Source organism: Amycolatopsis anabasis, from assembly GCF_009765355.1.
GTDB classification, from domain to species: domain Bacteria; phylum Actinomycetota; class Actinomycetes; order Mycobacteriales; family Pseudonocardiaceae; genus Amycolatopsis; species Amycolatopsis anabasis.
In genome coordinates, this window is sequence record NZ_VTHK01000014.1 from 23,441 (window position 1) to 41,954 (window position 18,514).

Genomic DNA, 18,514 nt, shown 5'->3' on the forward strand with positions numbered 1-18,514 from the left:
ACCGGAGGGAGATCGACTGCTATCGTGTCCGGATGGACGCCAACCTGGCCTTCGACGCCCTCGCCGACGAGGTGCGCCGGGAGATCCTGTCGGTGCTTTCCCAGCACGGCGAATGCAGCGCCGGTGAGATCGCGCGCAACATCGACCGGGTTGGCCGCACCACGGTTTCCAGTCACCTGCGGGTCCTGCGCACCTCCGGGGTGGTCGTCGAACGCAAAGAGGGCCGGAACCGTTTCTACGCCCTGAATTCGGCGGGTCCCGCTCGAGACGCGCTGGAATTCCTGCAAGACTTGTTCCAGTCTTCGCTGAAGGATCTGAAATCGACCGCGGAAGCGGGTGTCCGCTCCGAATCGGGGGAGTCTGGCCGAAGGGCGGGGTAGCGCTTGGGATCGGTGGTTCTCGCCGCCGAGGAGTCGATCGGGGCGGCGCCGGAAGAGGTGTTCGACCTCTTCGGAACCGACGCCGGAGCGGGCTGGCTGTTCGACGCCGAATGCGATCTGCTGACCCTGGGGTCGGTAGTGACGATGAACCTCCCCCTCGGGCGCGGTGGCCGCCGGGAGACCGTCCAAGTCCTGGGCCGCATCGCCGGTCTGGTCCCCAACCGCCAGATCGTGGTTTCGCACGACCAGCCGTGGCGGGGCCGGTTGCGGATGGTCTTCGAATCCGCGGGCCCGCGCGCCACCCGGGTCCGGCTGACCGCGCACGTGGAGGACGGGGGCATCGAATGGCTTGCCCGGCGCGCCGGGTGGCCCGCGCCGGAACCGCCGTCCGACGGCACGCACCGGATCGGGTTGATCACCAGCCTGTCCGGGCCGGCGGCCGTGTCCACCATCGCCTGCGACCACCTCGCGGAGATGGCGGTGAACGAGATCAACGCCGACGGCGGCATCCTCGGCCGCCCGGTCCGGCTGTTCGTCGCCGACGACGCGACCGATCCCCAGGTCGGCGCGATGGAGGCGCGGCGCCTGCGCCGCATGGGCTGCCGCGTGCTGATCGCGAGCGCCACCTCGGCCACCTTCACCGGGATCCAGCACGCGGTCGGGAACACCGGGATTCCCTTGGTGCACGCGGTGATCAACGAGGGCGGCGCCGGGCCGGGGCACGTCTTCCGGCTCGGGGAGCGGCCCGGCGACCAGGTGCGCGCGGCGGCCGGTCGCCTGATGAAGGAGACCGGCGGCCGGAACTGGTTCTTCATCGGGGACGACTACTCGTGGTCGCACGGGGCGCACCACGCGGCGCGCGGCGTGCTCGCCGAGTCCGGCAACGACGTCGTGGACGAGCACTATGTTCCTTTGGGGACAAGGGATTTCGCGCCGATCATCGAACGGATCGAGAAGTCCGGGGCCGATCTGGTGCTGTCCACCCTCGCCGGGGCGGACGAGGTCGCCTTCCAGCGGCAGAGCCTGGCGATGGGGTTGCGGGACCGCTGCCGGACGTTGTCCCTGCTGCTCGACGAATCGACCCGGGAACGGATGGGCGACCGCGCGGCGGCGGGCCTGTGGACCTCGCTCGGGTACTTCCAGCAACTGCCCTCCCAGCGCAACAAGGAGTTCCTCGCCGAGTACCGCCGGAGCTTCGGCCGCTGGGCGCCGCCGGTGTCGTCGATGGCCGAATCGACGTACGCGGCGGTCCACCTCTACGCCGCCGCGGTGCGCGCGGTCCGCGGGGACGACTCCGCGCAGGTGGTCCGGGAACTGCACCGGCTGCGCGCCGATCTGCCCCGCGGCGAGGTCGAACTCGCCGGGCCGCACGCGTTCCGGCAACAGCTGCACCTCGCCGAGGCGAGCCCGGGCGGCTTCAAGGTGCTCGACCCCGCACGCTCATCGGGTGTAATTCCCCGACACAACCCGTCAATCTGACGACACCCGTTGACGCGTTTTTCCCGCTTCCCTACGATCTGATCTTCATAGAACGACGAGCGTCAGGAGGCCGCGTGCCCGCCGAGCGCCCCACCCGGGAAGAACTCGCCGCCTGCGCCGAACACTTCGGATTCCGGGTGAGCGACGAGGACATGGACTCGTTCGCTCGCCTCGTTGAAAATTCACTCGGCTCGTACGACCTGGTCGAAGAGCTCTACACCGCGCAGGCGCCGACGCCGCCGGCCCGCGAGTACACCTTCGCCGATCCCGCGGCGAACCCGTACGGCGCGTGGTACGTCCACACCGAGATCCACGGCGAGAAAACCGGTCCGCTGGCCGGGAAGCGCGTGGTGATCAAGGACAACATCAACGTCGCCGGGCTCCCGTTGATGAACGGCTCGACCGCGGTCGAGGGCTACGTTCCCCGCGCCGACGCCACGGCCGTCACCTGGCTGCTCGAGGCCGGCGCGACGATCGTGGGCAAGGCGGTGTGCGAGAACCTGTGCCTGTCCGGGGCGAGCCACACCTCCGCCACCGGTCCGGTGCGCAACCCGTGGGACCCGGCGCGCACCTCCGGCGGATCGTCCAGCGGCTGCAGCGCGCTCGTCGCCAACCGCGAGGTGGACCTCGCGCTCGGCGCGGACCAGGGCGGTTCGATCCGGGTGCCCGGGGCGTTCTGCGGGATCGTCGGGCACAAACCGACCCACGGCCTGATTCCCTACACCGGCGCGTTCCCGATCGAATCGACGCTCGATCACCTCGGCCCGATCACCGCCACCGTCCACGACGCGGCGCTCATGCTGTCCGTGCTCGCCGGGCGGGACGGGCGGGATCCGCGCCAGCCGACCGTGCTGGAACCGCAGGACTACCTGGGCGAACTGGACCGGGACGTCGCGGGGCTGCGGGTGGGCGTGGTCGCCGAAGGCTTCGGCCTGCCCGGCCTCTCGGATCCGGACGTGGACAAGATCGTGCGGGCGGCCGCGGCGCGGCTGGGCGCCGCGGGCCTGCTCGTCTCCGAGGTTCAGGTGCCCTGGCACCGGAACGGCCTGCACCTGTGGAACGTCATCGTCACCGACGGCGCCGCGTTCCAGATGCTCGAAGGCAACGGCTACGGCATGAACTACGACGGCGCCTACGACCCGGAGCTGATCGCGCACTACGGCGCGAACCGGGTGACCCGCGCCCAGGAGTTCTCCGACACCGTCAAGAACGTGGCGATGCTGGGGCGGTACAGCCTCACCAGGATGCAGGGCCGCCACTACGCGATGGCCCGGAACCTGGTGGATTCCCTGCGCGCGGCGTACGACGAGGCGCTGGAACGGTTCGACGTGCTCGTCATGCCGACCTCGCCGTATCCGGCCACGCCGCTGGTGCCCCCGGACGCGGATCCGGAGACGTCGGTGGTGCGGGCGCTGGGGATGGCGCCCAACACCGCGCCGTTCAACGTCACCGGCCATCCCGCGACGACGATTCCGGCCGGGCTGACCGAAGGGCTGCCGGTGGGCCTCATGCTGATCGGCAGACGCTTCGACGACGCGACGCCGCTGCGGGTCGCGCACGCCTTCGAGAACCTCGTCGGCGGCTTCCCCGCACCTCCGGATACCGGGTCGGGTGTCGCATGAGGACGGAGGTCGGTTCGACAGTGGAAGCGGGGAAAGCGGTGGTCGGCGGGGAGCGGCTGTACACCACGTGGTTCCGGAGCACGAGTGACGGCAAGGATCACGCCGTCACCGACGAGGACTTCGCGAATCCGCTGCTGCCCGGCCAGTACCGCGCGATCTGCGACCACGTCGTGGACATCGCCCCCGCGACCGCGCCGCCCGGACCGGTTTGCCGGGACTGCCTGTCCGTCCTCCGTGGACACCAGCTGGTGCTCGTGCCCGGATCGGCGCGGCACCGCAAGGCCGGGTTCTTCAGCCGCTTGTTCGGCCTCGCCACCCGGAGTTCGGGAGTCGTGCGGTGAAACCGGCGCAGACCCTGGACGTGTTGTGGTGCCAGTCCGGGTACGACGCGATGCGCCACGCGTTCCCGCCGAAGGGCGCGGAATGGGCGGCCCGCCGCTGGCACGGCCTGCACATGGCGGTCTGCGGTCATATCGTGCCGAGCGCGGCGAAGATGCCGCATCCGCACGGTTCGCTGTGCCAGGACTGCGTCGACCACATCATCGCCGCGATCGGCGCCTCGACGCGTGGCGGCTAGCGCGTCCCCCACTGGTAGGACTGCTTCACCAGTTTGAGGTAGATCAGGGTCTCGGTCGACTCGATCCCGTCGATGGCGCGGATCCGTTTGGACACCACTTCGAGCAGGTGCTCGTCGTCGGCCACGACGACCTCGCAGATGAGGTCGAACGATCCCGCGCAGATCACCGCGTACGCGACCTCGTCGAGCGTGGTGAGCTGGTCGGCGACCTTCTCCACGTCCCCGGTCACCTTCAAGCCGATCATGGCGTGCCGGAACAGGCCGACCTGGGCCGGATCGGTGACCGCCACGATCTGCATCACGCCGGAATCGGTCAGCCGCTGCACCCGCTGCCGGATCGCGGCCTCGGACAGGCCGACCGCCTTGCCGATCGCCGAGTAGGAACGGCGGCCGTCCTGCTGGAGCTGCTCGATGATCTGCTTGGACACGTCATCGAGTGCGACGGCGTTCGCGGAATCGTTCCTGGTCACACCGGGCATGATCCCCCGCCGCCGAGCACCCCGGCAACCGGGGCGGCGTTGGAAGACCGTTAACGTGGCGTGCCGTGCAGCAGTTCTGACAGCTGCCGCGCGGTGGCCGCCACCGCCCGCCCGATCGCCGGGAGGCTGCGCCCGGTCCGGTACTTGGGGGCGGACACGTTGACCGCGGCGACGATCACCCCGGTGAAGTTGCGCACCGGGGCGGCCGCGCCGACCAGCCCGGCTTCGAGTTCCTCGTCGGCGAGCGCGTAGCCGAGCTGACGTGCTTTGCGCAACCGGTTGAGGCAGTCCTGCGCGGTGTGCGGTGCGTTCGGGCCCGCTTCCCGGCTGCGCCGCTCGAACAGCTCGATCACCTCCTCCTCCGGCGCGTCGAACAGCAGCGCGCGGCCGGCGGAGGTGCAGTGCAACGGGGTGGTGCGGCCGATCCACCCGCCCGCCTGCACCGCGCGCAGCGGGTTCTCCGAGGTCACGGTCAACGCCTGGTTCGCGTTGCGGACGCTGAGATGCGCGCGTTCGTGCACCTGCGCGACCAGCTCGCGCAGCGCGCCCGGCGCGGCGGCGAGCAAGCGCCGGTCGCTCGCCCGGTCGGCGAGGGTGAACAGGCGCCAGCCGAGCCGGTATTCCAGGGTTTCCGGGTCGCGTTCGACGAGCCCGTTCTCGTCGAGAACCTTGAGGATGCGCGAGATCTGGCTCTTCTCCTTGTCGAGGTGGCGGGCGATCTGCACCACCCCGGTCCGGTCCAGTGTCTCGTCGCTGAGTGCGGCCAGGATGCTGATGGCCCGCTGCACACTGGAAAGCCCTTCGGTTGCCATCCGCCCACCCTTACCCCGCCCGCGGATCCCGGCAACCGCGATGCTCGTGACGCACCGCGGCGGTGCCCCGCCCGCAACGGCGATTGCCCTGGTTTCCCGGGAGTCGCAGTGTCTGTTGGGTGGCAACGAAAAGGAGGCTTGGGTGACTGTCGAGGCACTGCCGTTCTTCAGCGACGGGTACCGCATCGACGCGGATCTGCACCTGCCGGGATCCGGTTCGGGATACCCGGTCGTGGTGGTCGCGTCCGGATTTCAGGGCCTGAAGGTGATTCACCCGGAACGGTTCGCCCGCGCGCTGACCCCGCGCGGCTACGCGGTGCTGGCGTTCGACTACCGGGGCTTCGGGGCGAGTGAAGGGGAACGGGGGCGGCTCGCCCCGCAGGACTGGGTGGCCGACGTGCGCGCCGCGGTCGACCGGTTGGACGCGACCCCGCTCGTCGGCGAGATCCTGCTGCTCGGCTGGGGCCTGGGCGGGGGAGTGGTGGTCGCCGAGGCGGCCGAGGATCCCCGCGTCGCCGGGATCGCCGCGGTGAACGGCATCGGCGACGGCACGCGGGTGACCCGCGGTATGCACGACGAAGGCTCGTGGCGCCGCCTGCTCCAGCGGATCGAGGGGGACCGCGGCCGCCGCGCGGAGTTCGGCCGTTCGGAAATCACCTCACCGTGGGACATCGTGCGCCTGGACCGGGACGCGCGGACCGACGGCTACGTGAACGCCGAGCTCTACCGGGCGCCCGGCTTCGGCTCGGGGGTGAGCCTGGAATCCGGCGACCTGCTGCTGCGGTTCCGCCCCGAGCGCGTGGCGGCCCAGCTCGCCCCGCGTCCGCTGCTGCTCGTGCACGGCGCCCAGAACCGGTTGCACCCGCCCGAGGAGGCGCTTTCGCTGTACGCGCACGCGAACGAGCCCAAACGGCTGGAACTGCTCGAAGGCGTCGGCCACACCGAGTGGATGCACGACGAGCACCCGACCTTCCGGTACCTGGTCGACCTGCTGGACACGTTCTTCGGCCGGGCGCTATCCGGGATCGGCCGCCCGCAGGGCGGGCGCCACGTGCGCGAGCGCCTCCCGCAGGATGTCGGCTAGCGAGCCCCGGGGAACGACGAGCAGACCGTCCCCCGCGGGGCGCACCCAGCGCTCGAGGGCCACGCGGGCGGCAGCCGAAACCGCGGCCGCGAGCACCGCGGTCGCGAAGTCGTCGTCGCTACCGGTGCGGGCCGCGATCGCCGCCGCGAGCGGCTGATCGATGGCGGCGGCCATGTCGACGAACTCCGCCCGCAGCCCCGGGGACGACGTGATCAGCGTGAGCAGGTCGCCGGGTGGTTCGCCGTCCGCGCCGTACTGTTCGACCAGCGCCTCGATGACGGCCTCGGCCAGCGGCTCGCCGACCGGCCGGGCCCGCAGCGCCGCACCGATCCGCAACGCGCGTTCCGCCAGGACCGCGGCCACGATCGCCTGCTCGCGGCTGGAGAAGTAGTTGTTGTAGGTCCGCGGCGAGACCCCGGCGGCCTCGGCGATGTCGTCGACCCGGACGTTTTCCGGGCCGCGCTCCAGGGCGAGCCGCAACGCCGCCGCGCTGAGCGCCTCGCGGGTGGCGATCTTCTTGCGTTCGCGCAGCCCACCGCTCTCCTTCGCGTTCATGATCCCAGCTTATCGGCGGGGTTGCGTACACGCATATTTGCGTGTGCGCAATCTTGGACCTGGGCGGCTAGGGCGGTGGTCGCCGGTCGTGGTGAAAGACGATCTCCGGGAACTCGGGTGCTGGGCCGGTGAGCAGTCGCTGGGGGATGCCGCGCAGGTGCTGGTCGACGAATGCGGCGACGTAGGTGCGGGCCAGCTGGATGCCGCGGGCCGGATCGAGCGGCATCGGCTGGCCGACACCGGCCTGCTGGACGAGCAGGTTCAGGTCGGTGCAGAAGTTGTGGTCGGCGGCGGGGGCGGTCAGTCGGCGCTTCCAGCCGGACATGCGGGGCCACACGGCATCCCAGGACGGGTCGGAACTGCCGTCCGGATGGTGGTATTCGCCGCTGCCGAACAGGAGGAACGGGCGGTCGAGCGGATCAGGCGGCAGCATCGGCCCGTCGAGGTTGACCCCGGCGTCGACGCGAGGGTCGGCGCGCATCGCGGTGGCCGCGGCGTCCCCGCCCATGGAGTGCCCCACGACGGCCACGTGGTGCTGGTCGACCAGCGGGTGGTGGCGGAGTTCGCCGAGCACGAAGGACAGGTCGAGGCCCCGGTTGAGCGCGATCGGGGCGTGGCCGATCTTGCCGGGTAGCTCGCAGGCCGCGCAGGGCAGCACTCCACCCGGGAACTTCGCGGCGACGGACTCGAAAGCGTGGTCGACGGTGGCGGCAAGGTAGCCGCGGGAGGCGAGATCCTCGGCCAGGGCGGTGAGCGAGTGGCGGGGGAAGGTGAAGCCGGGCGAGAGCAGCACGAGCGGGCGCCGGCCGGGCAGTGGGCGGGCGCCGGTACGCGACCAGGTCCGGGTGTTGACCAGCCGTTCCGCGGTGAACCGTGGGCCGAGCTGGGCGAAGTCCACGAATGCGGTGGCCTCGGCCGGGTCCAGGTAGGGAGCGCGGCTGCCGGTGCCCCGCACCGCCGGGTAGTACACGGTGACCATGAGTCGTCGCGGCCCGGCCTCGGGCACCCACGGGTCGGCACGATCGCGGTCGGTGAGGGCGAACGTGGTCCGCCCGACCGCGTCCCGCCCGGTCGGCGCGGGCAGTGACAGACCCGCCGTCGCCGCGGCGGCGGTGGGCGTGGACAAGGCAAGCAGGCAGAGCGCGGTGACCGCGACGGCCGACTTGGCACGAAGCTTTCGCATGCCTCGACTGTGCCCGGGGCAGCGGAGGCGGAACATCGGGAAACACCCGGAGACAGGCCCTGAGATCCGCGCACGATCTCGGCGGAATTCGGCCACGGTAGGGGAATTCGCCAACCGCGCGGCGGGGAAGGCCACCCGGATGGCGGGTAACGTGCGGTGGCGACCGGGCGACTTGGGGGCGTAGCGGTATTTTCGCCCGCACCCCAAGGAGATTCGGGATGGTCACGCTCGCGGTCGTGCTGGGGCTGGCCGGGGTCGTCCTGATTCTGGTCGCGTTGATCGGTGGTGGGTTCACGTTTTCCGGTTCGGTGATGCCGGTTGTCGGCAAGGCGATCCGGGTTCCCTGTTTCCTGGTCGGTGCGGTGCTGGTTTTCGTCGCGATCGGGCTCGCGGTGCTGGAGAGACGAGCAAACCTTCGGGCGAGCGCTTCAATCCGCTGCCGCCCTCGCCCAGCAGCCCGATCGCCCCGGGCGCCACGCCCCAGCCGATCGCCTCGCCGCACCGGGGTTCGGAACCGGGTTCGGTCGGTGTGGTGCAGGCGCCACCGGGCCTGACCGCGCGGGTCTTCCAGTACCCCTCGCTGAGCGCGCCGATTCTCGGCGAGCTAGCGAACGGGACCTCGGTGTGGATCCGGTGCACCGCGCAGGGCGACGTGGTGCAGCGGCCGGACGGCTTCACCAGCAGCCTCTGGAACCGGATCGACCAGGGCTTCGTACCGGATGTGGCCGTCGATACCGGAACCAACCAGGCCACCATGCCGAACTGCTGAAGCCCCGCGCGGGCGGGACCGGAATGGCTACCAGGCGCTCATCACGTGCTTGATGCGGGTGTAGTCCTCCAGCCCGTACATCGACAGGTCCTTGCCGTGGCCGGAGTGCTTGAACCCGCCGTGCGGCATCTCCGCGACCATTGGGATGTGCGTGTTGAGCCAGACGCAGCCGAAGTCCAGTTCGGCCGACATCCGCATCGCGGTCGCGTGGTCGCTGGTCCAGACCGAGGACGCGAGCCCGTACTCGACGCCGTTGGCCAGCGCGATCGCCTCGGCTTCGCCGGTGAACTCCTGCACCGTGATCACCGGCCCGAAGATCTCCTGCTGGATCACCTCGTCGTCCTGCCGGACGCCGGAAACCACCGTGGGCGCGTAGAAGTAACCGCGCTCGCCGACGCGTGATCCTCCCGTGTGGACGGTCGCGTGCTCCGGCAGCCGCTCGATGAACCCGCTGACCCGGGCGAACTGGTTCGCGTTGTTCAGCGGGCCGTAGTCGGCGTCCGGCAGTTCGGGGCCGCCGGTCTTCGTCGCCCGGGCGCGGGCCGTTAGGGCCGCGACGAACTCGTCGTGCGCGTCCGCGGCGACCAGCACCCGGGTCGCCGCGGTGCAGTCCTGGCCCGCGTTGAAATAGCCCGCCGCGGCGATGCCTTCGGCCGCCGCGTCGAGGTCCGCGTCGGCGAACACCACGACCGGCGCTTTGCCGCCCAGTTCCAGGTGGGTGCGCTTGAGACCCGCGGCGGCCGAACCGGCCACCTCCCGGCCGGCGCGGACCGAACCGGTGATCGCCACCAGGTCCGGGCGCGGATGTTCGACGAGCGCGCGGCCGGTGTCCCGGTCGCCGCAGAGCACGTTGAGCACGCCCGGCGGCAGGTGTTCCGCGCAGATCTCGGCGAGCAGCACGGTGGAGGACGGCGTGGTGTCCGAGGGTTTGAGGACAACCGTGTTCCCGGCCGCGAGCGCGGGTGCGATCTTCCAGACCGCCATCATCAGCGGGTAGTTCCAGGGCGTGACCTGGGCGCAGACTCCGACCGGTTCGCGCCGCACGAACGACGTGTGGCCCGCCAGGTACTCGCCCGCGGACCTGCCCTCCAGCACCCGCGCCGCCCCGGCGAAGAACCGGAGCTGGTCGACGCAGGGCGGCAGTTCCTCGGTTTCGGTCAGCGCCCGCGGCTTGCCGGTGTCCGCGCATTCGGCGTCGACGAGTTCCGCGGCGCGCGCCTCGACGGCGTCGGCGATGCGCAGCAACGCGAGCTGCCGTTCGGCGGGCGTGGTCCGGCGCCAGGCCGGGAAGGCGCGGGAGGCCGCGTCGAGCGCGGCGTCCACGTCGGCCTGGCCGGACAGCGGGGCGGTCGCGGTGACCTCCTCGGTCACCGGATCGACCACCTCGAGCTCCCGGCCGTCCCGCGCCGGCGTCGGCTGCCCGTCGACGAGGTTGTACAGCTTGCGCTTTGCCGCCATCATGCACCCTTCACGCAACGAAAACCGTCGTGTGAATAGTGCAAGACAACTAGATCAATGGCAAGAGCTGCGCCTGACGGTGCTTTTCGCGAAGCATGCGACGGGGGTGAGTGTGTACGTTGGCGAACGAGTTGGTCACGCAGGGTGTCGACCCCGTCGGGTGCGGCGGTAATGTCGCCTGTTCGCCATTCGGTCGCCCTGTGTGCTCGCTGACAGCTCGGGAGGTCTGGTGGAAGCCCCTCTTGTCTTGAGTCTCGTGTCCACACTTCTTTCCCTGGTTGCCCTGATAGCCAGCAGCGTGCTGGCCTATCGGCAGGCGATGGCGGCCAGGTCCCAGGCGATGATCAATTTTTCGATGGTGCTGGCCAGGGTCAACAGCGCCGAATTTCTGAAGAACATCGACTATATTCGCGGTGACTTTCCCGGTCGTTTCGACTCGAACGTTCCGGTCAGTGAGCTGCCCCTGGAGGCCCGGGACAAGATCGTCGCCGTGGTCAACTATTTCGACCAGCTCGGTGTCCTGGTCGCGTTTCGGGCGCTTGATCAGGAGATCGTGATCGGGTACATGGGGAACTGGCTGGATCAGGTGTGGGAAATCCTGGAATGCCACATCCTCGGTGAGCGGAACAAGCGGTTCATCTCCAAGCGGAGAAATGAATCGATCAGCAGCGGGTACCTCAAGTACTTCGACCACTTGGTCTGGCTTGCTCGTGCGGACCCGCCGGAGAAGATTCAGCGACGGCAGAAACTTCGCAGTGTGGTGGAGCTGGGGTGATCAGGAGAACCGCTCGGCCTGCACGGTCCGGATCAGGGCTCGGGTCTCGTCCGGGCCGAGCGAGTTCTGGTAGAGCGTCTCGTAATGGCCCCGGTACTTTTCGACGGTCTTCCCGGTTTCGATGTGCCGGAATCCGCCGTGTGTCTCGATGTGCACGACGTCGCGATCGAGTTCGTCACTGTACTCGAAATAATCGTATGTGCAGCTGATCGAGAACAGCGGGGGAGTCGAGAACGGGAAGACGCGGAGTTCGACGTTCGGCGCGGTCGAGCGTTCGATGAGGTGGTCGAGCTGGGCCCGCATGATCTCGGGGGATCCGACGAGCTGCCGGATGCTGGCTTCGTGGGTGATCGCGATCAGGCTGAGCGGCTGCTGGTCCTCGCGCTGTTCGAGCGCGTTCTGGCGGCGGAGGCGGAGTTCGACGAGCCGTTCGATCTCGTGCGGAGTCCACCAGGGTTCGCTGCTCCGGTAGACCGCGCGGGCGTAGTCGGCGGTCTGCAGGAGAACCGGCAGGATCGGAATCGTGTACACCCGCGCCACGGTCGCCTCGGATTCGTAGGCGACGTGGGCGTCGAGCCCGCCGGAGATGGTCTGCGAGTAGTCGGTCCACCAGCCCTGCCGGCCGGAGGCCTTGACCCAGCGCATCAGTTTGTCCGCGACCTGGGTGCCCTCGATGCCGTAGAGCCGGATCAGGTCGCGGACGTCGCGGGACTGCGGGCTGCCCTGGGCGTTCTCCAGCCGGGAGAGCTTCGAGGTGGAGATCAGCAACTCGGCCGCGACCTCTTCGAGCGTGCGGCCGGACTCCTCGCGAAGCCGGCGCAACTCGTCCGCGATTCGCCGCCGCGGAATGATCGGACCTTGCATCGCCGCCATGGGACCTCGTCCTGGTAGTGCGCTACGGGTCTTTCAGTCTGGGAAGGCTCCTTGTGGGATTCCCACGAGCGAGAACTCTACTCCGCCTGCGGGTGCGAACGCTGCCCCCTGGGGGCAAAGTTCCGAAGATCGCTGCCCCATTCGAGTGGTTTTCCCAGGAGAAAGGCACGAGTGGAGGGCTGTCGCACGCGATGGGATAGGCCGAGTGGGTTGTCGTCATGGGAACTCATACATGGGAATTGCATGGCGGGCGTGCAGTGCGGGAGACTGCAAGTGGAATCCCCCAGAAGATCCACCGGTAGGGCAGAGGAAGGAGCGGCTCGGGCACGAACGTCGGCGCAGTGGGTCAGCAGGGGTCAGCGGAAACCCGCGGAGGAAGGGGCCTGCCATGCTTGTGTTGCTGCGACTGGGTTTGTTGGTCCGAGTGGTGGCCGTGATCGGGGCGGTGATCGCGGTGCTGGCCGTTCTGCTCACGGGACGCGAATCGACCGGGGTGGCGCTGCCGCTGCCGGGCGGGGCGCAGGTCAACGTGGCGGCCACCGGCCAGGGAGCGGTCTCCTACCGCGTGACGGGCACCGGGAAGGACGGGTTGAACGTCCGCAGTTGCCCGGACGTGGTCTGCGCGAAGGTCGGACTGCTGCGCGAAGGCGACTCGTTCGGCGCGACCTGCTGGCAGCGGGGCGCCGCGGTTTCCGGTGATCCGAAGTGGCTGAGCGGCACGGTGAACGGCCGCACCGGGTTCGCCGCCGCGCGTTTCCTGCGCGCCGAGGCGGCGGTCCCGGCGTGCGACCCGCCACCGGTGGTGCGGAGCTAGCGGACGAGCAACCTGGCGAGGGAGGAGGTGAAGCGCCCGGCGGCCACGTCGCCGGGCGCTTCGCCGAAGTACTCGGTGTTGAGGAAGTAGCCGACCATGGCGCACATCATCACGGTGGCCGCGGCGGCGGGATCCTCCTCGGCCGGTGCGACGGGCGTGGTCAGCAGGAGATCGGCGACGCCGAGTTCGACCCCGCGCTGCACCATCACCTCGCGGACCTGCCGGCCCACCTCCGGAGCGCGGCCGCGTTCCCACATCAGGATCGCGATCAGCGGTTTGAGCTCGCGCAGGAAGTCCAGATCGGCCAGCAGTTGCGTGGCCAGCGCCTCGGCGGGCGTGCCGTGGGTCCGCGAGATCTGGGCCGCGGGATTCTTCCGCACGCGTTCCATCTCGCGTTCGACGACCGCGGCCAACAGGGCCTTCTTGTCCTTGAAGTGCCGGTAGAAGCTGCCGCTGCCCGCGGACAGGCCGGCGGCCGACTCGATCGCCGTGACCGGAGTGGCGGCGACGCCCTGCTCGCCGAACAGCCGCAGCGCGACGTCCATGATCCGCTCGCGGGTGCCGGATGCCATGGTGCCAGCCTACTGTTGCGAGCGTAAGAACCCTCTTGCAAACTGGTCCGGTCCGGGTGCTCGTGGTGCTACCGGCTCTCGCTCGGTGCGGCGCAGGGGGCCGCGCCGAGCGAGAGCCACCGGGGCGTGCCCCTTGTCGAGGGCCGGGACTACTCGCCGCTCCACTCGGGTTTCCGCTTCTCGGCGAACGCGCGCGGGCCTTCCTTGGCGTCCTTGCTGGTGAGCACCGGAACGACCTCGGTGAGGTTCATCGACCAGATCTCCTCGTCCCAGTCGGAACCGTAGGCGGCCGCGCGGTGCACGATCCGCTTGCTGGCGCGGACCGAGAGCGGGGCGTTCGCGGCGATCGTCCGGGCCAGTTCCAGCGCGGTGCCGAGGACCTGCTCCGGCGCGACCACCCGGTTCACCAGACCCCAGCGGGCCGCGGTTTCGGCGCTGATCGGTTCACCGGTCAGCGCGACCTCGAGGGCGAGTTTGAGCGGGATCTGGCGCGGCAGCCGGAACAGGCCGCCGGCGGCCGCGGCCAGGCCGCGTTTGACCTCCGGCAGGCCGAACTGCGCGGTTTCGCTGACCACCGCGAGATCACAGGCCAGCATGATCTCGGTGCCGCCGCCGAGCGCGAACCCGTTGACCGCGGCGATCAGCGGTTTGTCGATGAAGTGCTGGACGAGCCCGGCGAACCCCCATTCGGGGTGCTCGGGCGCGAAGATCGACCGGCCCGCCGCCAGTTCCTTCAGGTCCGCGCCCGCGGAGAACGCCTTGCCCGCGCCGGTGAGGACGCCGACGCGCAATCCCGGATCGTCCTTCAGCGTTTCCAGGGCCGCGCCGACGTCGGCGGCGAGCGCGGAGTTCACCGCGTTCATCGCCCGGGGCCGGTTCAGCGTGATGAGCGCGATGTCGTCGATGCGTTCGAGGGTGGCCGCCGGGGCCGGTTCGTCGGGAGTCGCCACTCGCGGAACATATCCCGGCGATCACGCCGATGACCAGTTACCCGGGTTACTCCGCGACGTAGGTGCGGTGCGTCCAGGAGAACACCCGCAGCTCGGTTCCGTCCCGCTCCACCCGTTCGGCGGTCGGCTGGTAGTGCTCGTAACAGCGGCCGTGCGGGATCTTCACCTGCTGCTCGAAATCGTCCACGTGCCGGATCCGCTCCAGGTCGTCGAGGATTTCCTCGGGCCCGCCCCGCAGGATCGCGTTCGGCTGGTTCGCCGCCATCCGGAATCACCCCTCCTCTGCTGCCCGCCGCGTGGCGGGTGCGTCTGTGACCTAGGTAACACTATCTCCGATCGCCGCTCGGGAAACCCCTAGACGACCCCTGAATGACCGCGCGGTTACCCGGGCAGGCGCGCGATGAGCACACCGCGACGGGACAATTCCGAGGTCGTTCCCAGCGGGTGACCGGTCAGCGCGTCGACCGCGCCTTCCGGAAGCGGAACGGTCAGCTCGAAGGCGTTGTGGTTCAGCAGGAACAGCCACCGCGTCCCGTCGGCCGACCGGCGCACGGTGGCCTCCACCCCGGCGGGCAGGTCCGGCGCCACCGGCCGCACCCCGGCCGCCGCGGTCACCCGGCGCAGCACCGAGCCCATCGTCTCCGGATCCGGCCGGGTGCCCAGGTAGTACGCGACGCCGTCGCCGAACGCGTGCCGGGTGATCGCCGGGCGGCCCGCGAGGTCGCCGTCGGCGAAGGTCGCCAGGACTTCCGCCCCGGCCGGGGTGATCCACTCCGACCACGTGTTCCCGGTGCCCCGCGTGCCGTCGGCGAAGGCGAGCGGCGCCGACCAGTCCGCCAGCAGCGGCCAGAACTCCTCGATCCGCAGCCCGAGCAGGTCCCGGAACGGGCCCGGATAGCCGCCGAGGTGCACCCGGTCGCAGGCGTCCACGATCCCGGAGAAGAACGACAGCACCAGGTGCCCGCCCCCGCGCACGTACTCGATCAGGTTCTCCGCCGCCTCCGGCTCGGTGAGGTACAGGTTGGGCACCACGACCAGCCGGTACCCGGACAGATCGGCCTTGGGGGACACGACGTCGGTGCCGATCCCGGCTTCCCACAGCGGCCGGTAGTGCGCGAGGCTGGTCTCCTCCTGGGTGAGATCGCCGACCGGATGCGCCTCGTTCTCCAGCGCCCAGCCGCTGGACCAGTCCATCACCAGTGCCGTCTCCGCCTCGACGCGGGAACCGAGCAGCTCGGTGAGCCCGCCCAGTTCCGCGCCGAGCCCGGCGGCCTCGCGGTAGGTGCGGGTGCCCGGGCCGCCGTGCGGCACCATCGCCGAGTGGAACCGTTCCGCGCCGCCCCGGGACTGCCGCCACTGGAAGAACATGATCGCGTCGGCGCCGCGCGCCACCGCCTGGTAGCTCCACAACCGCAGGAGATCCGGCGCCTTGGCCGCGTTGCGGTCGCGCCAGTTCACCGCGCTCGGCGCCTGCTCCAGCAACAGCCAGGGTTTCCCGCCGCCGAGCGAGCGCATCAGGTCGTAGCGGTACGCGGCCTCGGGCACGGTGCCCGGATCGTGCGGATCCGGGTAGCTGTCGAACGAGATCACGTCCTGGTGCGGGGCCCAGGCGGAATTGTCGATCTGGAACCAGCCGCCGACGAAATTGGTGGTCACCGGGACCTCGGGAGTATGCCGCCGGACGATCTCGGCTTCCATCAGGAAGCACTCGAGCAGCGCGTCCGAGGAGAACCGGCGGAAGTCCAGCAGCTGCGCCGGATTCTGGAAGGTCGGCGCGGTCCGGGGCGGGAACACCTCGGCGAATTCGCCGTAGCGCTGCGACCAGAACGTGGTCGACCACGCCTCGTTGAGCGCGTCCACGCTGCCGTACCGGGTGGCCAGCCAGTCCCGGAACGCCTGCGCGGAGACGTCGCAGTAGCAGCGGGCGTTGCGGTGGCCGTATTCGTTGTTGATGTGCCACAGCGCGAGCGCGGGATGCCCGGCGTAGCGTTCGGCGAGCCGTTCCACCAGGCGCGCCGCATGCGCCCGGTAGGTCGGGCTGGACGGGCAGTAGTGCTGGCGCGAACCCGGCCACAGCGTGGTGCCGTCCGCCCGCCGCGGCAGCGAATCCGGGTGCAGCCGGGCGAGCCAGGGCGGCGGGGACGCGGTCATGGTCGCCAGGCAGACGGCGATTCCGTTGCCGGACAACCGATCCAGCACGCGGTCGCACCAGCCGAAGTCGTACTCGCCCGGCGCCGGTTCGACCCGTGCCCAGGAGAAGATCCCGACCGACACCAGGTTCACCCCGGCGCGTTTCATCAGGGCCATGTCCTCGTCCTGCACCGATTCCGGCCACTGCTCCGGGTTGTAGTCGGCGCCGTACGCGAACCGCCCGATCCGCTGCCGCACCAAGCTCATCCCTTGACACTCCCTTGGGTCAGTCCGGCCCGCCAGAACCGTTGCAGCGAGCCGATCGCGATCATCAGCGGGAGCACCGCGACGAACGTCCCGCCGACGGTGAGCTGGTACAGCTCCGGTTGCCGGTCCGCCGCGGAGTACCAGGACGTGAGGCCGAGCGTGATCGGGTAGAGCTTGGGATCGGACAGCATGATCAGCGGCAGGAAGTAGTTGTGCCAGATCGCGACGAACTGGAACAGGAAGACGGTCACCAGCGCCGGGGTGAGGATGCGCAGCACGATCCCCGCGAAGATCCGCGACTCGCCCGCGCCGTCGACCCGCGCGGCCTCCAGCAGTTCGTCCGGCACCGAGGCTTCGGCGTAGATCCGGGTGAGGTAGACGCCGAACGGGCTGACCAGGCTGGGCAGCAGCACCGACCAGTAGGTGTTGTCCAGGCTCACCTTGCTCAGCATGAGGTACAGCGGCAGGGCGAGCGCGGTGGCCGGGACCAGCACGCCGCCGAGCACCACGTTGAACACCGCTTCCTTGCCGCGGAAGGAGAACTTCGCCAGCGCGTACCCGGCCGCGGCGGCGAACAGGGTGGCCACCGTCGCCCCGGCGCCCGCGTACAGCACGGTGTTGAGCACCCAGCGCAGGTAGATCCCGTTGTCGTAGCTGAACACCGCGTGCAGGTTCGCCAGCAGGCGGGGGTTGGCGAACCACAGCCCGGACGTGCCGAACATGTCCGAAGTGGACTTCGTCGCGGAGACCACCAGCCAGTAGACCGGCAGCAGGAAGTACAGCGCGAACAGCGCGCACACGCCGGTGATGAGCACCCGGGAAGCCAGCTGCGGGCGGTTCATCGCCGACCACCCCGGCCGACCAGGTGCAGGAACCCGAACGAGAGCACGAACGCGCCCAGCGCCAGCAACACGGCTTCGGCGGCGGCCAGGCCGTAGTTGTTGTTGGCGAACGCTTCGGTGTAGGCGGACAGGTTGGGCGTGTAGCTCACCCCGATCGCCGCGGTGATCGGGCGCAGCACCTGCGGTTCGGCGAACAGTTGCAGGGTGCCGATGATGGTGAACACCGTGGTGAGCACGATCGCCGGGCGCACCAGCGGCAGTTTGACGTGCCACACCACCTGCCACGGCCGGGCACCGTCCACTGTGGCCGCTTCGTACAGCTCACCGGGAATCGACTTGAGCTGCGCGATGATCACCAGCATGTTGTAACCGGCGAACGCCCAGGTGACGATGTTCGCGATGGACCACAGCACGGTCGAGGAGCCGAGCGGGTCCACGTGCAGCCCGGCCGCCGCGGCCAGGTCGATGATCGGGCTGATGCCCGGCACGTAGAGGAAACCCCAGAGGATCGTGGCGATGACCCCGGGCACGCCGTAGGGCAGGAAGTACGCCGCGCGGAAGAACGACGGCCACTTCGCCGAAGCCGCGTCCAGCAGCAGCGCCAGCGTGGTCGCGAGCAGGATCATCACCGGCACCTGGACCACGGCGAACAGCAGCACCCGGCCGAGGCTTTCGAGGAACGCCGTGGAGTCGAGCGCGCTCGCGTAGTTGGCCAGCCCGGCGAACACCGTGCGCGAACCGCCCAGCCCGAGCGCGCCGGAGCGTTTCGTGGTCAGCAGGCTCTGGTAGATCGCGTACCCGATCGGCGCGACGAAGAAGACCACGAACAGCACGCCGAACGGGGCCAGGAACGCCCAGGGCACCAGCGCCTTCCGGCGCCGCCTCGTCACCAT

At 69.9% G+C, this 18,514-nt stretch carries 21 protein-coding genes; 9 read left to right on the forward strand and 12 right to left on the reverse strand.

Going from position 1 to position 18,514, the window contains the following annotated elements; all coding sequences use genetic code 11:
• The first annotated feature begins 32 nt into the window (after positions 1-32).
• The 5 genes from FXO23_RS19675 to FXO23_RS19695 all read left to right on the forward strand — a co-directional run bounded on the left by FXO23_RS19675 (position 33) and on the right by FXO23_RS19695 (position 4,058).
• The gene (locus FXO23_RS19675; protein WP_158886827.1) at positions 33-380 is read left to right on the forward strand and encodes an ArsR/SmtB family transcription factor; all 348 of its coding nucleotides are present in this window, start codon (positions 33-35) and stop codon (positions 378-380) included.
• Between the two features lie 12 nt (positions 381-392).
• The gene (locus tag FXO23_RS19680) at positions 393-1,859 is read left to right on the forward strand and encodes a substrate-binding protein (RefSeq protein WP_246257583.1); all 1,467 of its coding nucleotides are present in this window, start codon (positions 393-395) and stop codon (positions 1,857-1,859) included.
• 74 nt (positions 1,860-1,933) lie between these two features.
• Positions 1,934-3,481, forward strand: coding sequence for an amidase (locus FXO23_RS19685; RefSeq protein ID WP_158886829.1), 1,548 nt, complete (start codon positions 1,934-1,936; stop codon positions 3,479-3,481).
• Positions 3,478-3,822: a hypothetical protein gene (locus tag FXO23_RS19690; protein ID WP_158886830.1), complete on the forward strand. Its 345-nt coding sequence runs from the start codon at positions 3,478-3,480 to the stop codon at positions 3,820-3,822. Before FXO23_RS19685 ends, FXO23_RS19690 begins: the two co-directional genes overlap by 4 nt.
• Entirely contained in the window at positions 3,819-4,058 is a 240-nt protein-coding gene (locus FXO23_RS19695; RefSeq protein WP_158886831.1) for a hypothetical protein, read from the forward strand. Before FXO23_RS19690 ends, FXO23_RS19695 begins: the two co-directional genes overlap by 4 nt.
• Here the strand turns inward: FXO23_RS19695 and FXO23_RS19700 are convergent.
• Positions 4,055-4,537 carry an Lrp/AsnC family transcriptional regulator gene (locus tag FXO23_RS19700; RefSeq protein WP_158886832.1) on the reverse strand — a complete coding sequence of 161 codons (483 nt, stop codon included), beginning with the start codon at positions 4,535-4,537 and terminating at the stop codon, positions 4,055-4,057. The genes FXO23_RS19695 and FXO23_RS19700 overlap by 4 nt on opposite strands.
• Positions 4,538-4,587: 50 nt before the next feature.
• On the reverse strand, positions 4,588-5,349 hold the full coding sequence (locus FXO23_RS19705) for an IclR family transcriptional regulator (protein ID WP_158886833.1): 762 nt from the start codon (positions 5,347-5,349) through the stop codon (positions 4,588-4,590).
• A gap of 142 nt (positions 5,350-5,491) precedes the next feature.
• Here FXO23_RS19705 and FXO23_RS19710 point away from each other — a divergent pair, with 142 nt between their 5' ends.
• Entirely contained in the window at positions 5,492-6,433 is a 942-nt protein-coding gene (locus FXO23_RS19710) for an alpha/beta hydrolase (protein WP_218952095.1), read from the forward strand.
• Here the strand turns inward: FXO23_RS19710 and FXO23_RS19715 are convergent.
• Complete coding sequence (locus FXO23_RS19715; protein WP_158886835.1) at positions 6,365-6,988, reverse strand: TetR/AcrR family transcriptional regulator; 624 nt, start codon at positions 6,986-6,988, stop codon at positions 6,365-6,367. The genes FXO23_RS19710 and FXO23_RS19715 overlap by 69 nt on opposite strands.
• 67 nt (positions 6,989-7,055) lie before the next feature.
• Positions 7,056-8,171, reverse strand: a complete 1,116-nt coding sequence (locus tag FXO23_RS19720; RefSeq protein WP_158886836.1) for an alpha/beta hydrolase family protein — start codon at positions 8,169-8,171, stop codon at positions 7,056-7,058.
• A 532-nt stretch (positions 8,172-8,703) separates the two neighbouring features.
• On the opposite strand from FXO23_RS19720, the gene FXO23_RS19725 reads away from it, so the two are divergent.
• A complete protein-coding gene (locus tag FXO23_RS19725; protein ID WP_158886837.1) occupies positions 8,704-8,940 on the forward strand; it encodes a hypothetical protein in 237 nt (78 codons plus the stop codon).
• A gap of 27 nt (positions 8,941-8,967) precedes the next feature.
• Here FXO23_RS19725 and FXO23_RS19730 read toward each other — a convergent pair whose 3' ends face one another.
• Entirely contained in the window at positions 8,968-10,398 is a 1,431-nt protein-coding gene (locus tag FXO23_RS19730) for a gamma-aminobutyraldehyde dehydrogenase (protein WP_158886980.1), read from the reverse strand.
• 229 nt (positions 10,399-10,627) lie between these two features.
• Here FXO23_RS19730 and FXO23_RS19735 point away from each other — a divergent pair, with 229 nt between their 5' ends.
• A complete protein-coding gene (locus FXO23_RS19735) occupies positions 10,628-11,173 on the forward strand; it encodes a DUF4760 domain-containing protein (protein ID WP_158886838.1) in 546 nt (181 codons plus the stop codon).
• Here the strand turns inward: FXO23_RS19735 and FXO23_RS19740 are convergent, their stop codons facing one another.
• A complete protein-coding gene (locus FXO23_RS19740; protein ID WP_158886839.1) occupies positions 11,174-12,046 on the reverse strand; it encodes a helix-turn-helix domain-containing protein in 873 nt (290 codons plus the stop codon). It abuts the gene before it with no gap.
• 388 nt (positions 12,047-12,434) lie between these two features.
• Here FXO23_RS19740 and FXO23_RS19745 point away from each other — a divergent pair, with 388 nt between their 5' ends.
• Positions 12,435-12,860 carry a hypothetical protein gene (locus tag FXO23_RS19745; protein WP_158886840.1) on the forward strand — a complete coding sequence of 142 codons (426 nt, stop codon included), beginning with the start codon at positions 12,435-12,437 and terminating at the stop codon, positions 12,858-12,860.
• On the opposite strand, the gene FXO23_RS19750 is transcribed toward FXO23_RS19745, so the two are convergent.
• The 6 genes from FXO23_RS19750 to FXO23_RS19775 all read right to left on the reverse strand — a co-directional run bounded on the left by FXO23_RS19750 (position 12,857) and on the right by FXO23_RS19775 (position 18,514).
• On the reverse strand, positions 12,857-13,432 hold the full coding sequence (locus FXO23_RS19750) for a TetR/AcrR family transcriptional regulator (RefSeq protein WP_158886841.1): 576 nt from the start codon (positions 13,430-13,432) through the stop codon (positions 12,857-12,859). The two genes, FXO23_RS19745 and FXO23_RS19750, sit on opposite strands and share 4 nt — an antisense overlap.
• Before the next feature lie 149 nt (positions 13,433-13,581).
• Positions 13,582-14,382 (reverse strand): crotonase/enoyl-CoA hydratase family protein, encoded by an 801-nt coding sequence (locus FXO23_RS19755; protein ID WP_158886842.1) that lies wholly within the window; start codon positions 14,380-14,382, stop codon positions 13,582-13,584.
• A 46-nt stretch (positions 14,383-14,428) separates the two neighbouring features.
• Entirely contained in the window at positions 14,429-14,647 is a 219-nt protein-coding gene (locus FXO23_RS19760; protein ID WP_158886843.1) for a DUF5988 family protein, read from the reverse strand.
• Positions 14,648-14,763: 116 nt separating this feature from the next.
• Positions 14,764-16,779, reverse strand: a complete 2,016-nt coding sequence (locus FXO23_RS19765; protein ID WP_158886844.1) for a beta-galactosidase — start codon at positions 16,777-16,779, stop codon at positions 14,764-14,766.
• Positions 16,776-17,621 carry a carbohydrate ABC transporter permease gene (locus tag FXO23_RS19770; protein ID WP_158886845.1) on the reverse strand — a complete coding sequence of 282 codons (846 nt, stop codon included), beginning with the start codon at positions 17,619-17,621 and terminating at the stop codon, positions 16,776-16,778. Before FXO23_RS19770 ends, FXO23_RS19765 begins: the two co-directional genes overlap by 4 nt.
• Positions 17,618-18,514, reverse strand: coding sequence for a carbohydrate ABC transporter permease (locus tag FXO23_RS19775; RefSeq protein WP_158886846.1), 897 nt, complete (start codon positions 18,512-18,514; stop codon positions 17,618-17,620). Before FXO23_RS19775 ends, FXO23_RS19770 begins: the two co-directional genes overlap by 4 nt.

What these genes read in the sequence shown, in the direction of transcription:
- FXO23_RS19675 (WP_158886827.1), top strand. Translation starts at nt 33, where the DNA reads ATGGACGCCAACCTGGCCTTCGACGCCCTCGCCGACGAGGTGCGCCGG.
- FXO23_RS19690 (WP_158886830.1), top strand. Translation starts at nt 3,478, where the DNA reads ATGAGGACGGAGGTCGGTTCGACAGTGGAAGCGGGGAAAGCGGTGGTC.
- FXO23_RS19700 (WP_158886832.1), bottom strand. Translation starts at nt 4,537, where the DNA reads ATGCCCGGTGTGACCAGGAACGATTCCGCGAACGCCGTCGCACTCGAT.
- FXO23_RS19705 (WP_158886833.1), bottom strand. Translation starts at nt 5,349, where the DNA reads ATGGCAACCGAAGGGCTTTCCAGTGTGCAGCGGGCCATCAGCATCCTG.
- FXO23_RS19715 (WP_158886835.1), bottom strand. Translation starts at nt 6,988, where the DNA reads ATGAACGCGAAGGAGAGCGGTGGGCTGCGCGAACGCAAGAAGATCGCC.
- FXO23_RS19720 (WP_158886836.1), bottom strand. Translation starts at nt 8,171, where the DNA reads ATGCGAAAGCTTCGTGCCAAGTCGGCCGTCGCGGTCACCGCGCTCTGC.
- FXO23_RS19730 (WP_158886980.1), bottom strand. Translation starts at nt 10,398, where the DNA reads ATGGCGGCAAAGCGCAAGCTGTACAACCTCGTCGACGGGCAGCCGACG.
- FXO23_RS19740 (WP_158886839.1), bottom strand. Translation starts at nt 12,046, where the DNA reads ATGGCGGCGATGCAAGGTCCGATCATTCCGCGGCGGCGAATCGCGGAC.
- FXO23_RS19745 (WP_158886840.1), top strand. Translation starts at nt 12,435, where the DNA reads ATGCTTGTGTTGCTGCGACTGGGTTTGTTGGTCCGAGTGGTGGCCGTG.
- FXO23_RS19750 (WP_158886841.1), bottom strand. Translation starts at nt 13,432, where the DNA reads ATGGCATCCGGCACCCGCGAGCGGATCATGGACGTCGCGCTGCGGCTG.
- FXO23_RS19760 (WP_158886843.1), bottom strand. Translation starts at nt 14,647, where the DNA reads ATGGCGGCGAACCAGCCGAACGCGATCCTGCGGGGCGGGCCCGAGGAA.
- FXO23_RS19765 (WP_158886844.1), bottom strand. Translation starts at nt 16,779, where the DNA reads ATGAGCTTGGTGCGGCAGCGGATCGGGCGGTTCGCGTACGGCGCCGAC.
- FXO23_RS19770 (WP_158886845.1), bottom strand. Translation starts at nt 17,621, where the DNA reads ATGAACCGCCCGCAGCTGGCTTCCCGGGTGCTCATCACCGGCGTGTGC.
- FXO23_RS19775 (WP_158886846.1), bottom strand. Translation starts at nt 18,514, where the DNA reads ATGGTGACGAGGCGGCGCCGGAAGGCGCTGGTGCCCTGGGCGTTCCTG.